General features: G+C 55.4%; 17 protein-coding genes and 1 tRNA gene. 6 read left to right on the forward strand and 12 right to left on the reverse strand.

The features are described 5' to 3' along the window. The first annotated feature begins 8 nt into the window (after positions 1 to 8). Complete coding sequence (locus CUREI_RS03350) at positions 9 to 425, forward strand: DoxX family protein (protein ID WP_051952177.1); 417 nt, start codon at positions 9 to 11, stop codon at positions 423 to 425. A 45-nt stretch (positions 426 to 470) separates the two neighbouring features. Further along, positions 471 to 546: transfer RNA gene (locus CUREI_RS03355), tRNA-Arg, on the forward strand. Between the two features lie 224 nt (positions 547 to 770). Here CUREI_RS03355 and CUREI_RS03360 read toward each other — a convergent pair. Continuing rightward, positions 771 to 2,522 carry a hypothetical protein gene (locus CUREI_RS03360; RefSeq protein WP_038610414.1) on the reverse strand — a complete coding sequence of 584 codons (1,752 nt, stop codon included), beginning with the start codon at positions 2,520 to 2,522 and terminating at the stop codon, positions 771 to 773. Between the two features lie 389 nt (positions 2,523 to 2,911). On the opposite strand from CUREI_RS03360, the gene CUREI_RS12535 reads away from it, so the two are divergent. Beyond that, positions 2,912 to 3,253: a helix-turn-helix domain-containing protein gene (locus CUREI_RS12535; RefSeq protein ID WP_201773338.1), complete on the forward strand. Its 342-nt coding sequence runs from the start codon at positions 2,912 to 2,914 to the stop codon at positions 3,251 to 3,253. Positions 3,254 to 3,377: 124 nt separating this feature from the next. Here the strand turns inward: CUREI_RS12535 and CUREI_RS03370 are convergent, their stop codons facing one another. Beyond that, complete coding sequence (locus CUREI_RS03370) at positions 3,378 to 4,313, reverse strand: BsuBI/PstI family type II restriction endonuclease (protein ID WP_038610417.1); 936 nt, start codon at positions 4,311 to 4,313, stop codon at positions 3,378 to 3,380. A gap of 10 nt (positions 4,314 to 4,323) precedes the next feature. Beyond that, positions 4,324 to 5,781, reverse strand: a complete 1,458-nt coding sequence (locus CUREI_RS03375) for an Eco57I restriction-modification methylase domain-containing protein (RefSeq protein WP_038610419.1) — start codon at positions 5,779 to 5,781, stop codon at positions 4,324 to 4,326. A 200-nt stretch (positions 5,782 to 5,981) separates the two neighbouring features. Between CUREI_RS03375 and CUREI_RS12200 the strand changes: the two genes are divergently transcribed. The 3 genes from CUREI_RS12200 (at position 5,982) to CUREI_RS11910 (ending at position 8,722) form a co-directional block, all read left to right on the forward strand. After that, the gene (locus CUREI_RS12200) at positions 5,982 to 6,428 is read left to right on the forward strand and encodes a hypothetical protein (protein ID WP_144242403.1); all 447 of its coding nucleotides are present in this window, start codon (positions 5,982 to 5,984) and stop codon (positions 6,426 to 6,428) included. Positions 6,429 to 7,019: 591 nt separating this feature from the next. Then, a protein-coding gene (locus tag CUREI_RS11905) for an IS3 family transposase (protein WP_236627221.1) occupies positions 7,020 to 8,362 on the forward strand; the annotation gives its coding sequence in 2 pieces (ribosomal slippage) (positions 7,020 to 7,461 and positions 7,461 to 8,362; 1,344 coding nt in all). A 54-nt stretch (positions 8,363 to 8,416) separates the two neighbouring features. Further along, positions 8,417 to 8,722: a hypothetical protein gene (locus CUREI_RS11910; protein WP_236627252.1), complete on the forward strand. Its 306-nt coding sequence runs from the start codon at positions 8,417 to 8,419 to the stop codon at positions 8,720 to 8,722. Positions 8,723 to 8,750: 28 nt separating this feature from the next. Here the strand turns inward: CUREI_RS11910 and CUREI_RS11560 are convergent, their stop codons facing one another. From CUREI_RS11560 to CUREI_RS11915, 9 genes are all read right to left on the reverse strand, one after another. Next, on the reverse strand, positions 8,751 to 9,641 hold the full coding sequence (locus CUREI_RS11560) for a DDE-type integrase/transposase/recombinase (protein ID WP_051952091.1): 891 nt from the start codon (positions 9,639 to 9,641) through the stop codon (positions 8,751 to 8,753). 101 nt (positions 9,642 to 9,742) lie between these two features. Next, the gene (locus CUREI_RS12205) at positions 9,743 to 10,429 is read right to left on the reverse strand and encodes a hypothetical protein (protein WP_144242372.1); all 687 of its coding nucleotides are present in this window, start codon (positions 10,427 to 10,429) and stop codon (positions 9,743 to 9,745) included. Positions 10,430 to 11,141: 712 nt separating this feature from the next. Next, complete coding sequence (locus CUREI_RS03405; RefSeq protein ID WP_038613858.1) at positions 11,142 to 11,717, reverse strand: hypothetical protein; 576 nt, start codon at positions 11,715 to 11,717, stop codon at positions 11,142 to 11,144. An 87-nt stretch (positions 11,718 to 11,804) separates the two neighbouring features. Then, positions 11,805 to 12,476 (reverse strand): hypothetical protein, encoded by a 672-nt coding sequence (locus CUREI_RS03410; protein WP_038610423.1) that lies wholly within the window; start codon positions 12,474 to 12,476, stop codon positions 11,805 to 11,807. Further along, positions 12,477 to 12,713, reverse strand: coding sequence for a hypothetical protein (locus tag CUREI_RS12210; protein ID WP_144242404.1), 237 nt, complete (start codon positions 12,711 to 12,713; stop codon positions 12,477 to 12,479). A gap of 173 nt (positions 12,714 to 12,886) precedes the next feature. Further along, positions 12,887 to 13,654: an ATP-binding protein gene (locus tag CUREI_RS03415; RefSeq protein WP_038610129.1), complete on the reverse strand. Its 768-nt coding sequence runs from the start codon at positions 13,652 to 13,654 to the stop codon at positions 12,887 to 12,889. A 3-nt stretch (positions 13,655 to 13,657) separates the two neighbouring features. After that, positions 13,658 to 15,298, reverse strand: coding sequence for an IS21 family transposase (istA, locus tag CUREI_RS03420; protein ID WP_084768122.1), 1,641 nt, complete (start codon positions 15,296 to 15,298; stop codon positions 13,658 to 13,660). A gap of 90 nt (positions 15,299 to 15,388) precedes the next feature. Then, positions 15,389 to 16,267, reverse strand: coding sequence for an integrase (locus tag CUREI_RS03425; RefSeq protein ID WP_236627253.1), 879 nt, complete (start codon positions 16,265 to 16,267; stop codon positions 15,389 to 15,391). 206 nt (positions 16,268 to 16,473) lie between these two features. Continuing rightward, a complete protein-coding gene (locus tag CUREI_RS11915; protein ID WP_084768144.1) occupies positions 16,474 to 16,818 on the reverse strand; it encodes a helix-turn-helix domain-containing protein in 345 nt (114 codons plus the stop codon). Between the last annotated feature and the right edge of the window lie 10 nt (positions 16,819 to 16,828).

Here is a 16,828-nt window from a genome sequence, read left to right on the forward strand (position 1 = left end):
TGCCAATCATGGGTTTGTTCTCGGGTTTGTTCTCGGACCGCGAAACGTCGCAAAAGCGCACCCGCCAAGCACTGGGTGTCATGATGACCACAGCAGGCATTAGCCACCTCACCTTCGCCCGTAAACCGTTCCAGGCGCAGGTGCCGAACTGGTTCCCGATGAAGAAGGACTTCGTTGTTGTCGCCTCGGGCTACGTCGAGATCGCTGCCGGCCTTGCACAACTGCTGCTGCCGAAGCAGAAGAAGCTCACCGGTATCGGGCTGGCGTCACTGTACTGGCTCATCTACCCAGGCAACATCGCGCAGTACGCGGAGAAGCAGAATATGCCGGGGTTGGACAACGACCGTGCGCGTCTGATCCGGCTGTTCGGCCAGCCCGCGCTCATCGCGGCCGCACTGTGGGGTGCCGGCATTCCGAAGAAGTAGCGTGGTTTCTAGGTTGCCGCAGCCCTGCGGTACCCTAGCGCCATTGCCCTAGTAGCTCAGTGGATAGAGCACTTCTCTCCTAAAGAAGGTGTCGGAGGTTCGATTCCTCTCTGGGGCGCCATGGGGAGTTTCGAAGAATCTCGTGTGATTGTTCGAACAATTACCCTCAACACTCAAAAACGCCCTTACCTGCAAAAATGGGTAGGGCGTTTCTGTTTGTGTGAAGTTGAGTTTCGAGTTTCCGTTACCGATTAGCAGCCGAAACTAGCTGATTTTCTCTTCTCGCTGATCGCCTTTGCCCGCCACACTTTGCGGGTGGCGGTTGATGGGGGTGAAGTCGATTTTCTAAGCGACCTGTGGCGGTGCGTTCGCGTGTTGAATTTCGGAGAGGAATTCGTCGGTGACGCGACGCGTCTCAGGTGGTGTGGGTGGTTTCGGGGTGTCGAAGTGAATAACCAGCCTGTGCAAGTACCGCTTAATCAACCCAACGTTGACACTGACAGCACCTAACGCGACAAACACAGCGTTAGCCGCGAAGCCACGAATCATACGAGTGGTCTGATCACCGATAGATGAGTAGCGGCCAGACTTCAGCAAATCGTTTCGTGACTCAATCGTGTTGCGGCCACGGTGATAAATCGAAGCCCATTCGTTCGTCGCCCACGCAGGACCCTGCTGAGCATATTTCGCTCCGATTTCGAGAGGGATACGCAAAGTCTTGTTGCCCTTGAGCAGTCCAGAGCGTTGAGCCTTCGGAGGTAAATCCTTCTCGAAGACCTTCACCGCAGTGTCAGCGAAGTTCTCGGGACGTTTCACACCCGGAACGAGCACGGTCGTGTATTTCCCGTAGTTCGCGGGGTTGTAGAACACGGTCGTGCCATCCTGAGTGACAGTCTTAATGCGAAGCTCAAAGAGCTTACGCTTCTCAATACGAGCAGCGAACTGCACCTCATCAATCCTGCCAGTGTGGAAATCAACACCGGCATTGACAAGATTTTTCGGCATGCCAGCGAGATACCACGTGCCATCAATCAAATCCGCACCTTGATAGTGCATACGGAAACCGAGCGAATCCCCACGCTGATCGCCTATCATTTTGTAGCCCGCGAGTCGAAGCGGGATAGCAAGGTTTTCGGACTTCGAGTTCGGCAGATAGGCACGGTCACCAATGAAATACCCTTTCGGCATCTCAGAGTCGTTGATGATGTGAGACAACGCGTCTTGTGCTCGTTTGCCGATATTGTGGCCGGGTTTATCCAGTGCCATGCCGAGTAATAGTGATGGCATCTCGTCGTCGGTCTTGCTGAACGTCATGACAGCAAGCGTCGCTTCATACGCCCACATCGTCTTGTAGGGATCGTCCTCCTGTGACCCGTCATGGTTCCCCTCACGCACGTACCAGCCTGCATCAGGTTCAGAGGAAACACGGCGAGCCCCGCGAGCAGAACCAATCCGAGCGGCCTTGATCGGGGTGCCGTCAACCGCGACGTCACCTTCCCAGCGGTTAAATTCTTCTTCTCCGATGAGTTTCGCTGCGGCCATGATGAGGCGGTTGTTGAAGAGGGTGAGGCGTTGCCTGCGTGCCTCAACGAGGTCTGGGTTACGGGTTGCGACTAATTCTGCGTATTCCTCTTTCGTGAGGCGACGCTTATAGGTCATTTCCGGGAACGGATCGACCACACGCAGAATCGCGTGATAGGCGTGCCAGAGTTTGTCGTACCACTGCTTACGGCCCTTTAGGCTCTTGTAGTCAGTTTCGTTACGGGCGGGAAACCCGAGAGTTTTCAAAGCGTTGTCCGTAGCCCTGTCGCAGATGATGTCACGAGCCTTCGTCAGGTGCATCGGCTGGTTATCAATCGCCAGCATCGCCATCAGTACAAGCACGCTACGGATGGGGATTTCACGCGGCCGGCCGACACCACCAACGCCGATGCCGTCTTGCTCGGTCCAGAGCTCGATGAGGTCGATGACACCAGAATCGTGAACCACATCGAATGGGGTGCGGAGTTTCGCGACATCAACCTGGTCGAGGTAAATCAGGCCAACATCTGATGGGGTTCCATCGGCACGCAGGGCGGAGTGCGTGGAAAACGTCATGGGGTGTCACCTCCCCTCAAGGGGCGTTGAGGCGTACAGAAACAGCCAACTTCACACCCGTGCTGTGTTGTCGGGTGAAGCGGTGCAGGTTCCGCAAAGTGCGGACGGGCATTGGTCGCGACTAACGCGAAAACAGATGCGTGGTGGGTGTTATGCGGTCGTAGAGCAGTTCGCTCGATACGAGACGGTAGGTAGTGGGCGGTACATGGTGTGTCCCCTTTCGTGGTGAGGGAAGCGACCCCTGGTGGTCGTTTCACCAACCGTTCAACCGTGATGATACTGGTCGGAAAAACGACCGTCAAGGCCAAAACCGCAGGCCACCACTTCGTTATCCGCCCGTTAGCGTGGCGTGGCCCGAAACCACACCAGCACTGACCTACGGTCAACCCATGCCCGCGAAACAACCCACACCCCGCCAGCTCTACCCAGACTGGCCAAAATACAAAGTCGACGACCTCGCACACGAACGGGTACGGCAAGCAATCCTCAAACTGCAGGATGTCATGCGAACCTCGACCGAGCTGACCAGCATCAACAAAGTGGCCCAATACTGCGGCGTCGGAGAATCCACCCTCGCTGACTTCATGGCGGGCAGAACATGGCCAAGCATCCTGACCCTCGCCCAAATTGAAGTTGGGCTGGGCGAAACCATCTGGCCCGTACGTCAACGCATGGACGCACGGGAACGCAAACGAGAATCGAACAGACTGGGCAAAGAAACGCACATATAAAGGATCACGGCCAACGCGATCCCATTTCGAACAAGTCGCACCAATTCAACACAAACAAGTCGAAAGCAGCAGGCCCACGGCCCGCACACATTTTCCCATCTAGCCGGGAATCCGGCCACATGGCTTAAGAATATGGGCCTAAGAACCTTTGCCCATCAAGGTGAATCATGTGCGTAGGTTCATCCGCAACCCACGCTTCAGTTTCCCACGCTAAATCCAACAGATAAGACCGCATCGTCCGCTTGTCAGGAAAACACGACACCAACACAAGACCCGCAGAAGAGTTACCGAACAACTCATGCAACTCCCTATACCGAGAGTGGTCAACAGGTCCATGAGTTGAACAAGCCTCCATCAGATACAGCCAATTCTTGGATGGCTCGTACACAATCAAATCGGGCATCTTGCCGTGCTCATCGAGCTCAACCCCCAAGCCCGCAAGCGTCTCAGAATCGAAATGCACCAGCTTCTGATCAGCATCCCCGATATACAGCACACGACCGTTGTCAATGAACTGCGGGCAAAACTTTTCGACCATGTCTTTGATCAGTTCATTCTGCCCACCCTTTTTCAGCGAAAGGTCCACATCACCTGGAAGTGACACCACAAACCTCCCTTGCTGTCGAGCCGCCTGATGTTGCTGTATCAGGGTTAACCTCTCAGCTAAGTACTGCTCCACGACTGACTCAAAATCCGGTGAGCCATAGGATTGCACGACCTCCAACGCTTCGGGGGTGAGTTTGTAGTTGTTCAGGCTTGAGTTTGTGGGTCGGTACGGGTCGTCAGCGTTCTTAATAACGAATCCCGCTTCACCGAACTGCTTCAGCACGAAACGGCGAACCGTCTCCCGGCTGTTTTCTGCGATTGGGTAGCCGAGCTTAAAACGCATGAAATCCATCAGCCCACGGACTCCATACATCTCGTTGGTGGCTTCTGTCCAAGAGTCGTTTTCATCAACATGAGCCAACGCGAGGAGTGTTCGTGCGGAAATATCGTTAGTTCTTCTCGCGTCGAACCCTAACTGGGTGAGAATATCTTTCGCCTCGTCAAGGGTAGCCATGCGTTACAGGCTAGCTTCCCATGACTGTGGAAACGGCTTCATCGGGTGACTTGTTTTGTAATGTCGCAAGAGTATGAAGCTGTTCGACAGTGGGGTAAGGCATCATTTTCAGATCGCCCGCGTTGACCTGTGTATGGCCAGAAAACACGCGGAAAAAATCGTCCACATGGGTTGAGTTCAGCCATGTTGCAAGACCAACCGCTAATTCTGGGTCGAACCCTTGGCCATTGTGGTGGAAGAAGTTTGTTTTGTTGTCGAACGCCGCGATAGGTCCGTCCCAAACTGCGGCAACGATTCGTCGTTTTTCCTCTTTTGCACTGAAACGTTTCACCAGAACGTAGGAACCTGCGGGGACAAGATTCTTGTCACTCTCGACGTCGTTGGAGATGTAGTACTGAGGTTTGGTGACAGTCGGTTTGGGGTGGGTGATTCCTTGTTGATTGAAGTGTGCCGGGTAGACGATTGGGACAGTACTGGTGTTTGGTTCTGTGGTGAGTTTGTCGCGTGATCGGAAATCAACGACTCGGCCTGTAGAGACGTTGAACGGAAGTTCGTCAAGGGTTGCGGTGGCCCTCGACATCCACGCGACAGCGTTTTCATCTTTATCGGTGGCGGGCACGAAGATGACGTCGCCTACTACGACTGCGTTGTAATCGACGGTGCGTGAGGCCACATCGTGCGCTTGAGACTGTGAGGTGGAGAGCTGGACTTTTTGTGGCGTTTGTTTGCCGGAGGTGAAGGTGGTGATGATCGATTCTTGGAGTACACCTGTGTCTTTGAAGACTTCTTTGCGTGACTCGAAGGTGTGAATAGATTCGATACTGGTGGAGTCGAACATGAATTGGCGGAACCTAGTGAAGTAGGTGCCGTTATAGAACGAGCGTGGAGTGATTGCGGTGAGGCGGCCGTTTTCGGTGAGAAGTGTTTTGGATATGGCTAGGAACGCGGCGTAGAGGTTTGGGGCGTGGATGCCTTCGGCTTTGAGGTGGATTGATTCTGGGGAATTCGCGGCGAGTTTTGCGTAGGGAGGGTTTTGGATGCAGAGGTCGAATTTGCTCTGCTCGGATACCTCTTCGAAGAGGTCTTGTTGGTTTGTGCCCCAGTAGATGAAGTCCGCGTTGTGGATTTCGAAGGTGACGTTCGGGTTGTGGGCGACGCAGTCTTCGAGGGTTTGTGTTAGTTGCGGTATGAGGTAAGTGTCTTTTTCTACTGCCGTGATACGGATGCGGGTGTTCGGTGCGATTGTGGTGAGACGGTCTACTGCTGCGGCGGTGAGGATGCCAGGTCCTGCTCCGGGGTCGAGTAGTGAGATTGTTTCGGGCAGGTTGCTGTTGGGGATGAGTCGTTCTGCCATGAGTTGAGCGACTTCGACGGGGGTGAAGAATTGTTCGGACTGTGCAAGGTTTTCTAGTCCGATGGTGTGGGTGGCGTCGATGCGTCGTTGCTCAGCTCGTTGCAGAAGGCTCAATGTTTTTCCTCGATGTGCGGGCGGTTAAGTGTGTCAGTGTAGTTCGGGTTTTGCGGTGCCACTATAGCCGGGTACGCGGCCAATCTGAACCTGACAGTCGCGATAACTTCCAATTGAAATAATCTGCCAAATTTTCAACCGGTTGCATTGTGTGGTTGTTGTAAAATCCAGTCAAGATAACTTATAGATTGGAAGATTTAATGCACCCACAACAAAATCCCGTCAATCGTCCACATTCGTCAGAAGGGGCGTGGGGTGATCAGTATGTCGCACCACCATATGGCTACGCATCGGATCGCCTTGGCCCGCAAGGATATGTATCTGGAACGCAGTCAGATCCGAGCTTTTATCCCCCGCCTCAACCGCAATCGGGTTATCAAATTCAGCCGCAATCGGGTTATCAAATTCAGGCACCTCCGCGTTTTGAGTTTGCACCGATTCCGCCTGCTAAATCTCGGAAAGGCTGGAAAGTCTTCTTCTATTGCTGTCTAACACTCACGGCTTTCCTCTTTTTTGTTTCGTGCTCGGCGGTCGTCGGTGCCAACGCCACGGAGGTGGGGGTGTCCGATTCGGTAGTGAAGGCCACTGAAGAGGGTGTGGCTACCGACGATATCCCCCTGAATCTAACCAAATCTGAATCCGTGTAGCGGTGTCTTGCACCGCATTTTGGAAGCACTAACAGAACTGAAACCCCATAAAGAATCGAAGGAAATTATGCACAGCAATTATGAACACGCGGGCCGGATGCCCGACCATCGAGATCAAGAGCGTGAGTTTTATCCAAGCGTCGAGAATCCGCAATCATCACCGGGCACAAAGAAGAAACGACGGTTTTCCCTCTGGGAACCAATTAACGAATGGATTGAACAAGGGAAGACGTTGCAATGTCGCCGATGCGGCAACATTCGAACCCGCATGGAATTTGTTCAAGTCTCGTCCATGAGTAGTCACAAAGGAAATGGATTAGGTGGAAATGCAAACAATGCGGCGAGGGCGGGAGCGGGGATGATGACCCTTGGAATGTCCAATGCTGTCTGGAAGAAATCACATGGTTCTTCCTCAACAACACACCGAAACCAGAGAATGGTACTTTGTGAGAATTGTGGAAAAACTTGGGCTTTCCATGGCTGACTACCAAGAGCCGGATACCCGGCTACACTAAACCTCTCACTTGTTTGAACTGCTCCCCATTAGTTGGACTGAGAAATCAGTTACCGACTAGTGGGGAGTAGTTTTCTTTGAGAGCGCGAAGTTCGCTGAGTGAAGAGCAGCGTGAGCAGTTGGTGGAGTGTTTCGAGCGGGGCATGGGATACCGAGCAGCTGCGAACATCGTCGGGGGTTCGACAAGCGCAATACGCAACCTCTATCGGCGGTTTCAGCTGCGTGGCAGGCTATGTCTTGTGGAGAAACCGACTAAGCAGCAGTATTCGTTCGAGATCAAGAAGGAAGTTGTCCAACGCCACCTTGCCGGCGAGACAAGGATGGATCTTGCACGTGAGTTTGGCCTGTCGTCAGACCAACTCGTCAAAGATTGGTCCTGGAAATGGCGCAAAGGCGGCGATGAGGCGCTAATGCCGAAGCCGAAGGGCAGACCCAAAGGCTCGACCGCACTGAAGCGGCTTACAGAAGAAGAGAAGCTGCGCCGTCAGATCGCACGGTTGGAAGCGGAAAACGCTTATCTAAAAAAATTGCGGGACTTGAGGAATCAGGGACGCGCCTGAAAGTTCAAGCGATCGTCATCCTCAAGTCGCACCACCGCTTGGAGTACCTCCTAGACGCCGCTGGCATCCCACGGTCGACATTCTTCTACCACCAGAAACGACTCAACGAGCCAGATAAACATGCTGTGCTCAAAGACGCGATCCGGGAAAGCTTCGAACGCAACAAGCATCGCTATGGCTACCGGCGGGTGCTGCTGGACCTGCGTAACCAGGGCTGGGTGGTCAACCACAAACTCGTCTACAAACTCATGTGCGAGATGGGTCTTCGAGCCAAGATCCGCCAACGCAGGCCGTATGTTTCCTACGCTGGGACGATCAGCCACATCGCTGACAACACACTTGACCGCAAGTTCACCCCGGATAAGCCGAATACCGTCTTTGTCAGCGACGTCACCGAGTTCAGGGTCGCAGGCCGCAAGATATACCTGTCACCGGTGATGGACTTGTTCGACCGCTCCATCGTCGCTCACACCGTTGCCACATCGCCGTCGATAGCCTTTACCGCCGATTCTTTATCCAAGGCAATCGCGGCGTGTGCGCCTGAACCCGGGTGGATGATGCACACCGATCAAGGCTTCCAGTACCAGCATGCCTCCTGGCGTGACCTGATCGGCGACAACGGTGGTGTTCAGTCGATGTCGCGAAAAGCCAACTGCTACGACAACGCGGTCATGGAGAACTTCTTTGGACACTTGAAGACAGAGATGTACCACGGTGAAGTCTTCGACACCGTCGAGGAGTTCAACCAAGCGATCGACGAGTACATCGGGTGGTACAACACCGAACGCGTCCAACAACGACTCAAGGGCCTGACCCCGATGCAATATCGGAATCAGACCCTTGAAGCCCTCACCGCCTAGAATTAAACCAGTCCAACTTTCGGGGGCTAGTTCAGTTGATGAGAGGTTTTTCTTTTGCCTGTTTTTGAGACTCTTGAACCGTTGCAGATCCCATCGCGTGACGCCCGCATCATCCGCGTAACAGTGGATGCGAAGTGGTGGCTGAACGATGAAACAGATATGCACAACACCCGCAGTGTCACGACACATAAACATGATCACGTGTCGCAAACCACGCACGGCCTGGACCTTGCTGACACAGTGAAAACAATCAGCAACACCATGCTGCACTACGGTTCATTCCCTTTGCCTGAAACACGTGTACTGGCCGAGCGGGCAGAGTTCATTCGTTGCCGCGTTGGGTCTGCGGACTTCCTGTGAACCACACTGGTGGCCGTTGTGTTGTTGGCTAGGTGGTTTTGGCTATGTTTCGTTGTTTAGCCAGGGTTGTGTATTGCCCGTCTGGTCCGGTGGTGAGTCTGTCAAAGACGAACCAGTCCAGATAATCGTCAAGATACTTCATAAACTCCTCGGTTGTGTGCTTTTCGGGGCGAATTCCACTGGCGTGAAGTTCGCGCTTGATGGTGCCGAAGAACCCTTCTACTCGGGCGTTGTCGCCGCTGTTGCCGAGCCGGGATAGGGACGGCACCATCAACCAGGCGTTATCGCACGGGTTCTCGTCTGTGCAATGTGTGCATTGTTGCTTGTCGTGACTGATATCAGTCAGTCGGTCAACCCAATCGATGTGGCGGTAGTGCCAGCCACGGTCGGTGTGCAGTTCGGGGCGTTGGCCTGGTTGTATTTGCTCGAGCCCAGCTTCAAGCATCGTGTTGGTCAGCAACGCCGCTGGTCGCGTTGCGCAGGTATACGCGATGGGCATGTTGTCGTGGAAGTCGATCAGCGGGCTAAAAAAGACTTTGCCGTCAGCGCATTGAAACTCGGTGATGTCGGTGCCGAGTCTTTGGTTTGGCGCATCGGCATAGAAATCGTGTACCAGATCCTTCCTGCCCGCCTGCCTGCGACGATCCGCCTGCGAACGATATCTTTGCGAAACGTGGGTGCCATTTTTGGTGACAGTGTCGATGTCTCCAACCAGACATCGATTTGCTGGGCGATGCGCAGTTTCGCCCTTGTACGAGCTGTAGCGCTTCGTGCGTTTCATCTTCGGCTGCAGGTGTTCTTCGCGCATGATCGTACGAATCGATTTTTCCCCCAGCGACAGACCGTTCGCTTTGCACACTTCACTCACGCGGCGGTAGCCGTAGACCATGCGGTTGCCCTCACAGGCGGCGGTAACCATTGCCTTGGCCTGGCCTTTTCGGTCGACTAGAGGGTGTTTTAACCGCCTGCATGCCGACTTGTAGGTGTTGTATTTCAATCCGTAGTAGGCGCAGCAACGCGTTACTTGGTATCCGACGTCCCGGAGTCGTCTGACAGCCGTAGCGACGACCACGCTATCGAGCGTCTCCGGGTTTGCGCTTTTCCCTCAGATTCCATCACCGCCTCAAACAGCGCTTTATCCGCCAGACGCATAAACCGCTCTTGACGCAACAGGTCTTTGAGGGTCTCAACGTCATCCGGCAACGCTGCCTCATCAAACGGAGCTGTTGGCTGCTCATGGTTGCGTGAATGTGCACTCTCACCGCGCGGGGCGCGTTGTGATTGACGTTGTGTTTCGGCCTTCTTGCGCTTGCGTTTTTGGGCTTCGTGGTGTTCTTTCACACGCGCCAGTGTCGCCTGTTCTATCTTCTGCGGTGTCATCCCACGCCGCGAACCCGCATCCGGAGCGAACTTGTGCGTCCACGCCGCCACGGAACTCGCAGCGACCCGAAAACGCCATCCAATCTCGCGGGTGGATGCCGACGTTGTCACATTCGCCCGGACGACCTCAGCAATCAACTCGGCAGAACGCCAACCTTTATCGACCCCGCTGCCATGACGGGCGTTGCGTGCCCATCCCGAAATTGAAGCGGTAGAAGGAACAGACCTACATTCCTCCCGAATCAACTGCGCACGAACCTGCGAAGCAGCAAGCCCCTGCCCCGAAAGCTCAACGGCACGCTGCCGTACCTCCGGCGGATAACTCATCCTCGAACTCCGATCCCGACGACCGATGGTTCACAGGAAGTCCGCACAGCCCGTTGATGTCGAAATCGGCGGGGAAAAATTCAGTGACGCCATTGTTTTCGACATGCAATACAACGGTGACAACTCACCGTTGACAGCGGCGTTCCACACTCGCACCGACATGCCCGAGAGTCTGGATCGCTTCGGTGAAATTGTGGCGGGGTTCCTTACACGAGAAGAGACGAAACGAGCAAGCTAACCAAGAAGAATCGGGGGACCACAAACAAATCGAGTCCGTATCAAGGTGAAATAGGCCCGCTCCCGCCGTCCCTTTCTCGTGCGGTTGGATGGGGCTGGAACAGTGCCCAAATGCACGATGGAAACGTGGCGGGCCCCATAACGATATCAAGCCCTCCCTGAATCCCTTTACGTTCTTCATGGGTCAAGTGCATACCGCCGCCTTGGTGAGAGGGAGTATGTGTGTTTTCAGGTTGGAATCCCCGCTCAGGAGTGCAGTGAACTTCACCGCCCCTGGTCAGGAAGGCGAGAATTTCCCTACGACCTTTCCTCCCATGCCCCATACAGGCCAAATGGACGTGCGATTGTTTCTCCTCGGTTCAAACAGCTTTCCAAAACGCCAGTCGCAATCACCGACAAACAGGTAACTCCAAACCCCTCCGAGCTATGAGCTGCCGCCCCATACGGGAAATCGCAAAAACACGAAACCAGCCGCCTAATCGCCATCCCGACTAATAAACTGCTGCAACCCTTTCACTCCGTAATCCGGGATGCTTTGACGGTCCACACCGAACGTGTGACGCACCTCGATAACCATGTCAACAGTGTCACTCGCGAACACCTTCGGCACAGTGCTTGGGAGCTTCTTCGGGTCCAATGACCGCTCAACGATCTGCCCACCAGCCAATTGATTCTGATCCCCCAAAAGGTACTTACCGTTAAAACTCAGAATGGAACCCTCTGAACCATCCGAGTTAATCGTCGCGATGGTAATAGTCCGAATCTCAGTCATCGTTCGACCCACGTTTTTAATCGAGAACCTGAACTCCGCGTGGTCTCTCAACGGTGCTTCTTCATGCCCCCAATAGAAGAAGACAAAGTTGATATCCAACACCGCCCCTTCCCTCTCCCACGCCTGCTTCGTGAACCGCAGCGTCGCAACAGCAACCACCAACGCCGCCAACGCAACCACCAGCGATGCCCCCGACAACACCAACGTCGGCCACTGCGGAGAAGGAGCAGGCCAATTCGACACATCCACCGGGACAGGCGTGGGCAAAAGCAAAATCACACCCCTGATCCTAAGCCAGCACACAAACCCCCAGCATGCGTGAACCCCGCCGAGAACAACACTCAACGGGGCACAACACACACCAACCTACGACGCTTGAGAACCCGCCATAATCAACGCCACAAACTCCCGCAACCCCAACACCTCCACCTTCGCATCATCCAAAAAATAACACCGCCGCACACCCGCACTGTCAGTCGTCACCACACACGCAGGGCTTACCGAATCGTCTAATTCCACCGACGTTTCCACCACATCGTCACACCACGGCACCGGCACCCAATCAACAGCATTCTTCAACGGGTCAATGAAAAACCGTTTGCCACCATCAAACCCAGCAACCACCACCGCATCCGGCTCACGCACCAAACGAAAAGCCGCGGCCTCACCCAGCCCGAAACGCGACACAAACTCACGCACCTGCCCATCCCGCATCCACGCATCAATAGCTGTGTGAATCACTTTCGTGGCGTCACGGCCAGAAACAACGTGCACATTCGTAGCAGTAGTTGACCATGTGCTTGATTTGCCCGTTCCACGCTGCACTAACCCAAACGTGTTGATTCCATTATCAAACCAAACAGTCCTGACCATCCTCACCCAGCGACCGGCCTCACCATCAACGAACCCACCCATAAACCTATGGCGAGGACGAATCACCACGCGGACTTTCTTGCCGTCATCTAGCTCTCCTGTGAACAGAATCGCCGCCGTTTCGTCGTGCTTCAGACGGTTCATCAGCATCGCAATATTTTCCATCTAGACCTCACCTTCAATCGTCGCCTCATGCTCGCGGAGTACCCGCACCACAGTTCTCGCCGCCGTGTGCACATCAACTTCCTGCACCGGGCCGGCGACCATAAACACCGTTGTTTTTCCCCGGTGTGAAGCAACAATGCGGTCATCCGAAACACGCTCAACCTGCCAACACGATTCCTCCCCATCGAAAACAGGCCACAGCGTCACCACATTCGACTCCGGGTTAATCACCGCCACACGACCATCAGCAAGCTACGCCTGCACAACCCAAAACTTCTCTCCCACAAACATCCCTCCTACGAACGCCCATCTACTGTTTAGACCACGTGTTTAGTAACGGTGTGGTGAGTATCGGGTAACGCCCGGGTGAGTATCGAGTAACACCCGGGCGTTTTGGGGTTTCGGCGGGGTTATGGGGCCAGTCGCATGTTGGTGCCTTCGAGTGTGATGATTTCGGCGCCGGCGACGAGTCGGTTGAGGATGGATTCGGCGATGACGGCATCGGGGATGGATTTGTACCACTCGTCGGGTGTGAACTGGGATGTCACGATGGTGGATCCGCGGGGTTCGCGCTCTGCGAGGATGTTGAGCAGTTGGTGTGCGGTGACGGCATCGATTGGGGTGGTCAGGAAGTCGTCGAGGACTAACACGTCTGTGTGGTGGAGGTCTTCGAGGAATGTGATGCGGGCTGGGTCGTCGTGTTTGAGCACGGCGAGGTGGTTGGCAAGTGTGTCGGTGCGGAAGAAGCGTGCGGAGTAGTCGTTTCGGCACGCCGCGGTGAGTAGTGCTTGGGCGAGGTAGGTTTTGCCGACGGAGGATTTGCCCAGGATGACAATGTTTTGTGCGCTTTGGCACCATTGGCAGTGAGCGAGTCGGGTGATTTGCTCTTTGTTGATGGTGCGGCCGGGCGTGTAGGTGATGTCTTCGATACAAGCATCGGGATTTGGCGATCGGGATGCTTTGAGCAGTTTGTTGACTCGCCTCTCACGCTTGGCCGCTACCTCTTTGTCGAGTGCGTAGAGCACCTTGTCGGAAAAGCTCCAATCGTCGAAGGCGGGATCGGCGGCGATGTCGATGACGCTTTGTCCGAAGGCGGTCATGCGCAGGTCGGTAAAGACCGGCAGGACTGATTCATCGAGGAAGCGGGCAGATGCTGATGCTGGCTGTGGGTGGGGCATGGGTTATGCAGATCCCTTCTTGGTGAGGTTTTCGAGGCTGAACTGGGCAGCACCACCGAGGTAGGCGCCGCGGGTGTCACGCGCTGTCGGCGCAGGCGCGCCGTCAGCGGGTCTGCCGGTTGGTTGATCGGTTGGCAGGTCAGTGCCTGTAGGCCGTGTGGAGGTGTCTTTGCGCACGGCGGCCATCATGTTTTTCACCGCGGTATACGACACAGCACGCCTAGCACCGTCGGTGGACACCAACCGCCTGCAGGCTTCTTCGAGGATTGGCTTGTTGGTGTGTTTGCCCATGCTGAGCACGTTGCGGCACGCTTGGTACGCCTGGGCAGGGATCGCTTTGGCTTCGATGAGCTCGGCAATCACCTGGCGGGTGGCCGGCCCGATCTTGGCGGCTTCGCGCAGGAAGTACTCGCTTGTCCACAACCCACGGGTGTCACCCATGTTCGCCGGGATGTGGTCGGTGTCGGTGACATACACCCCGCGGGCACGTGCGAGTTGGTGGGTGGCCACACGCTGCCCGGCGTCGAAGACGGCGAGACTGTCACCGGTGATACGCACATCCACGGTGCGGCCCACCAGCTGGTTGGGCACCGAGTAATGCGCGTTGTGCACTCTGATGTGGAAGTTCGGCGCGACTTTGGCGCGTTTCCATTCGGTACGCTGCCACGGCGTTTCAGGCAGCGCGGTGAGCACGTCGCGTTCGAACTGATCAAACAATGCGCGCCTGCTCGTCGCATTGCCGCGAAACGGTTCGGCAGCGTTGATCCCATCGACTAGGACGGTGATTTTTGCGTTGAGCTCGTCTATTCCGGCGCACTGGTGGCCATCGAGTGCGTGGATAACGTTCTGGGTGACAATCTTGACTGCAGCTTCAACGCTGGCCTTATCCTTGGGACGTTTCGCCCGAGCCGGCAACGCGGCGGTGTTGTAGTGCTCCAAAAACTCCTCGTAGGTGGAGTTGACCCGGCGATTCCTGTCCGCGGCACTGATCGCATTCGAAGCCGTTGAGGCATTATCCGGCACGATGACCTCGGCAACCCCGCCGAAGTACTCGAACGCGCGGATATGAGCTGCAAGCCACGCGTCCTGGCGCTCATCCGCGCACGCGCAGGCGAACACCATCCCTGAATACGGCAGCGAGGCGACAAAGATACTGACCTTCAAGCCTTGCCCGCCGGTGGGGTCAAACAACCGCATCTTCGTGCCTGCCCAGTCCACCTGCATCGTATGGCCTGGGAGATGGGTGATTCTGGCGGTCAGCCCGGCTGCATCGACGTGTTGAGCCACAAGTTGGCGAAACCGCTCGTAGCTGTAGTACCGCTGGCCTGTGCCCGCAGGCTGTGCGGTGTAGCGGCCCCACAGCACCTGCAGGGTCACCTTGTTGCGCCCGGTGCGCGCCTTGGCGACAGCGTCGAAATCGATCGGGACGAAATCCCCCTGAGCATGGCTGCGCCCGTCGACGAACCAGTCCGCCAGCTCATGATCCGCAACCCCACGAAGTTGCTCACGGGTTGTGATGTTGTGTTCCACCAGCGCATCGCGAGCCTTTTGCACGGTGGTGTGCGAGCACCGCGAACTCGAACAGATTTGACGGACAGACCAGCCTTTGAGCACTTGATCCATTACCGCCCGGTAGTCAGTCACAATCAGACTCCTCTGGTAACGCCGCGTGCCCTGAAGTCACGCGGTCACCAGAATCCTCCCCCGGACTGTTACTGGATGCTCACCAATGCGTTACTCGATACTCACCACGGTGTTACTAGATACGACCGCGCAACAATCTACAACATGAAGCGGGCTAGTGTGCTGACCAAACAAATGCCGAGAAACCCAAACCTCATCAGGGTCAATCTCAGGGCGAAACGCCTCATATTTGCGAAGCTGACGAATCCCCGCCACCGCACAGATCAACCAATCCGGTATCCGCAACTGCAGCAGTGTCACAATCCACGTCGCCCGCATCCTCCTCACCGTGGGGCGAAGAACACCGGGAACAGGTTGCGTCAGTGTTTTCGTGACAACAGCATCTGGGTGCCGGTTGGAAACATTCGGCCGTAGCACATGTTCAGAGCTGTTTTCTGGTTGAAAAACGTGAAGTTGCTGCCCGTACGGGTCGAGCATCGGAATGACACGACCAGCAAGTAAAACAACCGCCCCTTGTTCATCGAAACGAATTTGGTTCCACCGAAGTTGCGACATCTCTGATGCGGTCAACCCTGCACCGAAACCGAGGGAAACAATTTTCTTCCGCTCGTCCGCCACAATTCCCGCTGACTCAAAAGAGGCCCACGAGTGAATCAGTTCCTGCTCCCTTTCGCTATATGGGCCTGTCGGGTCGGAAGCGGGGTACGGGTTGTATTTCCTTGGCCCTTCCCATGTGTCGTTGAGAGCTTCCCCGATGCGTTTCAGAGTTTTACGTTTGTCGGATTTTGACGCCCGTGACACGTCGAGGGATTGAACGTATTGCTCGATGATTTCGTCATCCAGCAACACCTGTGTTTCAAGCTCGTAGCCCGTGTCAACGCAGTACGCTGCAATCCCAGCAAGCGGACCTGTGTATCTCCGAAATGCGATGTCTGGGTGGAATTCAGCGAACTTTTCCGCGTGCTCCACAACCCACGGTCGCACCTTTTGCCACAGATTGTCGGGGACAGTTTTTGGCGTGTAATCGTGTATCGAGGCCAGTGTTCCTCCAAAGATCAGGCACATTGTGTAGCCGAGTTCTCGGCCACGTGCGTGATGTGGAGGATAAGCGGCTAGCCGGGTAATCGGCTATCGTTTTCGCTGCAATTGGTTGGGGGTTTACGTAGAGGATTGCCCTACGTGGTTTTCCTGTTTTGCTTCACGGGTTGGGCTGGCCAAAGTTTACGTTCAAGCACTGTTTCAAGACGTGCTACTGTCTCCGCTGAAGGCCAACCAGCCCCGTTCAGAAGTTGATGAAGTACCGCGTGCGAGGTGCCGACTTTGCGGGCAAGGTCACGAAGGGAGGTCACTTCCCCGGTGTCTAAGGCCTCGTTGAACGCTGTGCGGAAGTTGTGGACGAGACGCAACAACTTTCGGTCGTTCGGATCGCTGATGGACTCCACATCCACATCAGGCCAACCCTCATACAACGTCGCGTAATCCTTCTTCGGAGGACGACCACGAACAGGCGAACCAGACATGCAACACTCC

The sequence above is a fragment of the Corynebacterium ureicelerivorans genome (genome assembly GCF_000747315.1).
Classification (GTDB): domain Bacteria; phylum Actinomycetota; class Actinomycetes; order Mycobacteriales; family Mycobacteriaceae; genus Corynebacterium; species Corynebacterium mucifaciens.

Excerpts from the sequence above, each read along its gene's own strand:
- CUREI_RS03350 (WP_051952177.1), top strand. The coding sequence starts at position 9 with ATGGGTTTGTTCTCGGGTTTGTTCTCGGACCGCGAAACGTCGCAAAAG.
- CUREI_RS03360 (WP_038610414.1), bottom strand. The coding sequence starts at position 2,522 with ATGACGTTTTCCACGCACTCCGCCCTGCGTGCCGATGGAACCCCATCA.
- CUREI_RS12535 (WP_201773338.1), top strand. The coding sequence starts at position 2,912 with ATGCCCGCGAAACAACCCACACCCCGCCAGCTCTACCCAGACTGGCCA.
- CUREI_RS03370 (WP_038610417.1), bottom strand. The coding sequence starts at position 4,313 with ATGGCTACCCTTGACGAGGCGAAAGATATTCTCACCCAGTTAGGGTTC.
- CUREI_RS12200 (WP_144242403.1), top strand. The coding sequence starts at position 5,982 with ATGCACCCACAACAAAATCCCGTCAATCGTCCACATTCGTCAGAAGGG.
- CUREI_RS11560 (WP_051952091.1), bottom strand. The coding sequence starts at position 9,641 with ATGGTTACCGCCGCCTGTGAGGGCAACCGCATGGTCTACGGCTACCGC.
- CUREI_RS12205 (WP_144242372.1), bottom strand. The coding sequence starts at position 10,429 with ATGAGTTATCCGCCGGAGGTACGGCAGCGTGCCGTTGAGCTTTCGGGG.
- CUREI_RS03410 (WP_038610423.1), bottom strand. The coding sequence starts at position 12,476 with ATGGAAAATATTGCGATGCTGATGAACCGTCTGAAGCACGACGAAACG.
- CUREI_RS03415 (WP_038610129.1), bottom strand. The coding sequence starts at position 13,654 with ATGCCCCACCCACAGCCAGCATCAGCATCTGCCCGCTTCCTCGATGAA.
- CUREI_RS11915 (WP_084768144.1), bottom strand. The coding sequence starts at position 16,818 with ATGTCTGGTTCGCCTGTTCGTGGTCGTCCTCCGAAGAAGGATTACGCG.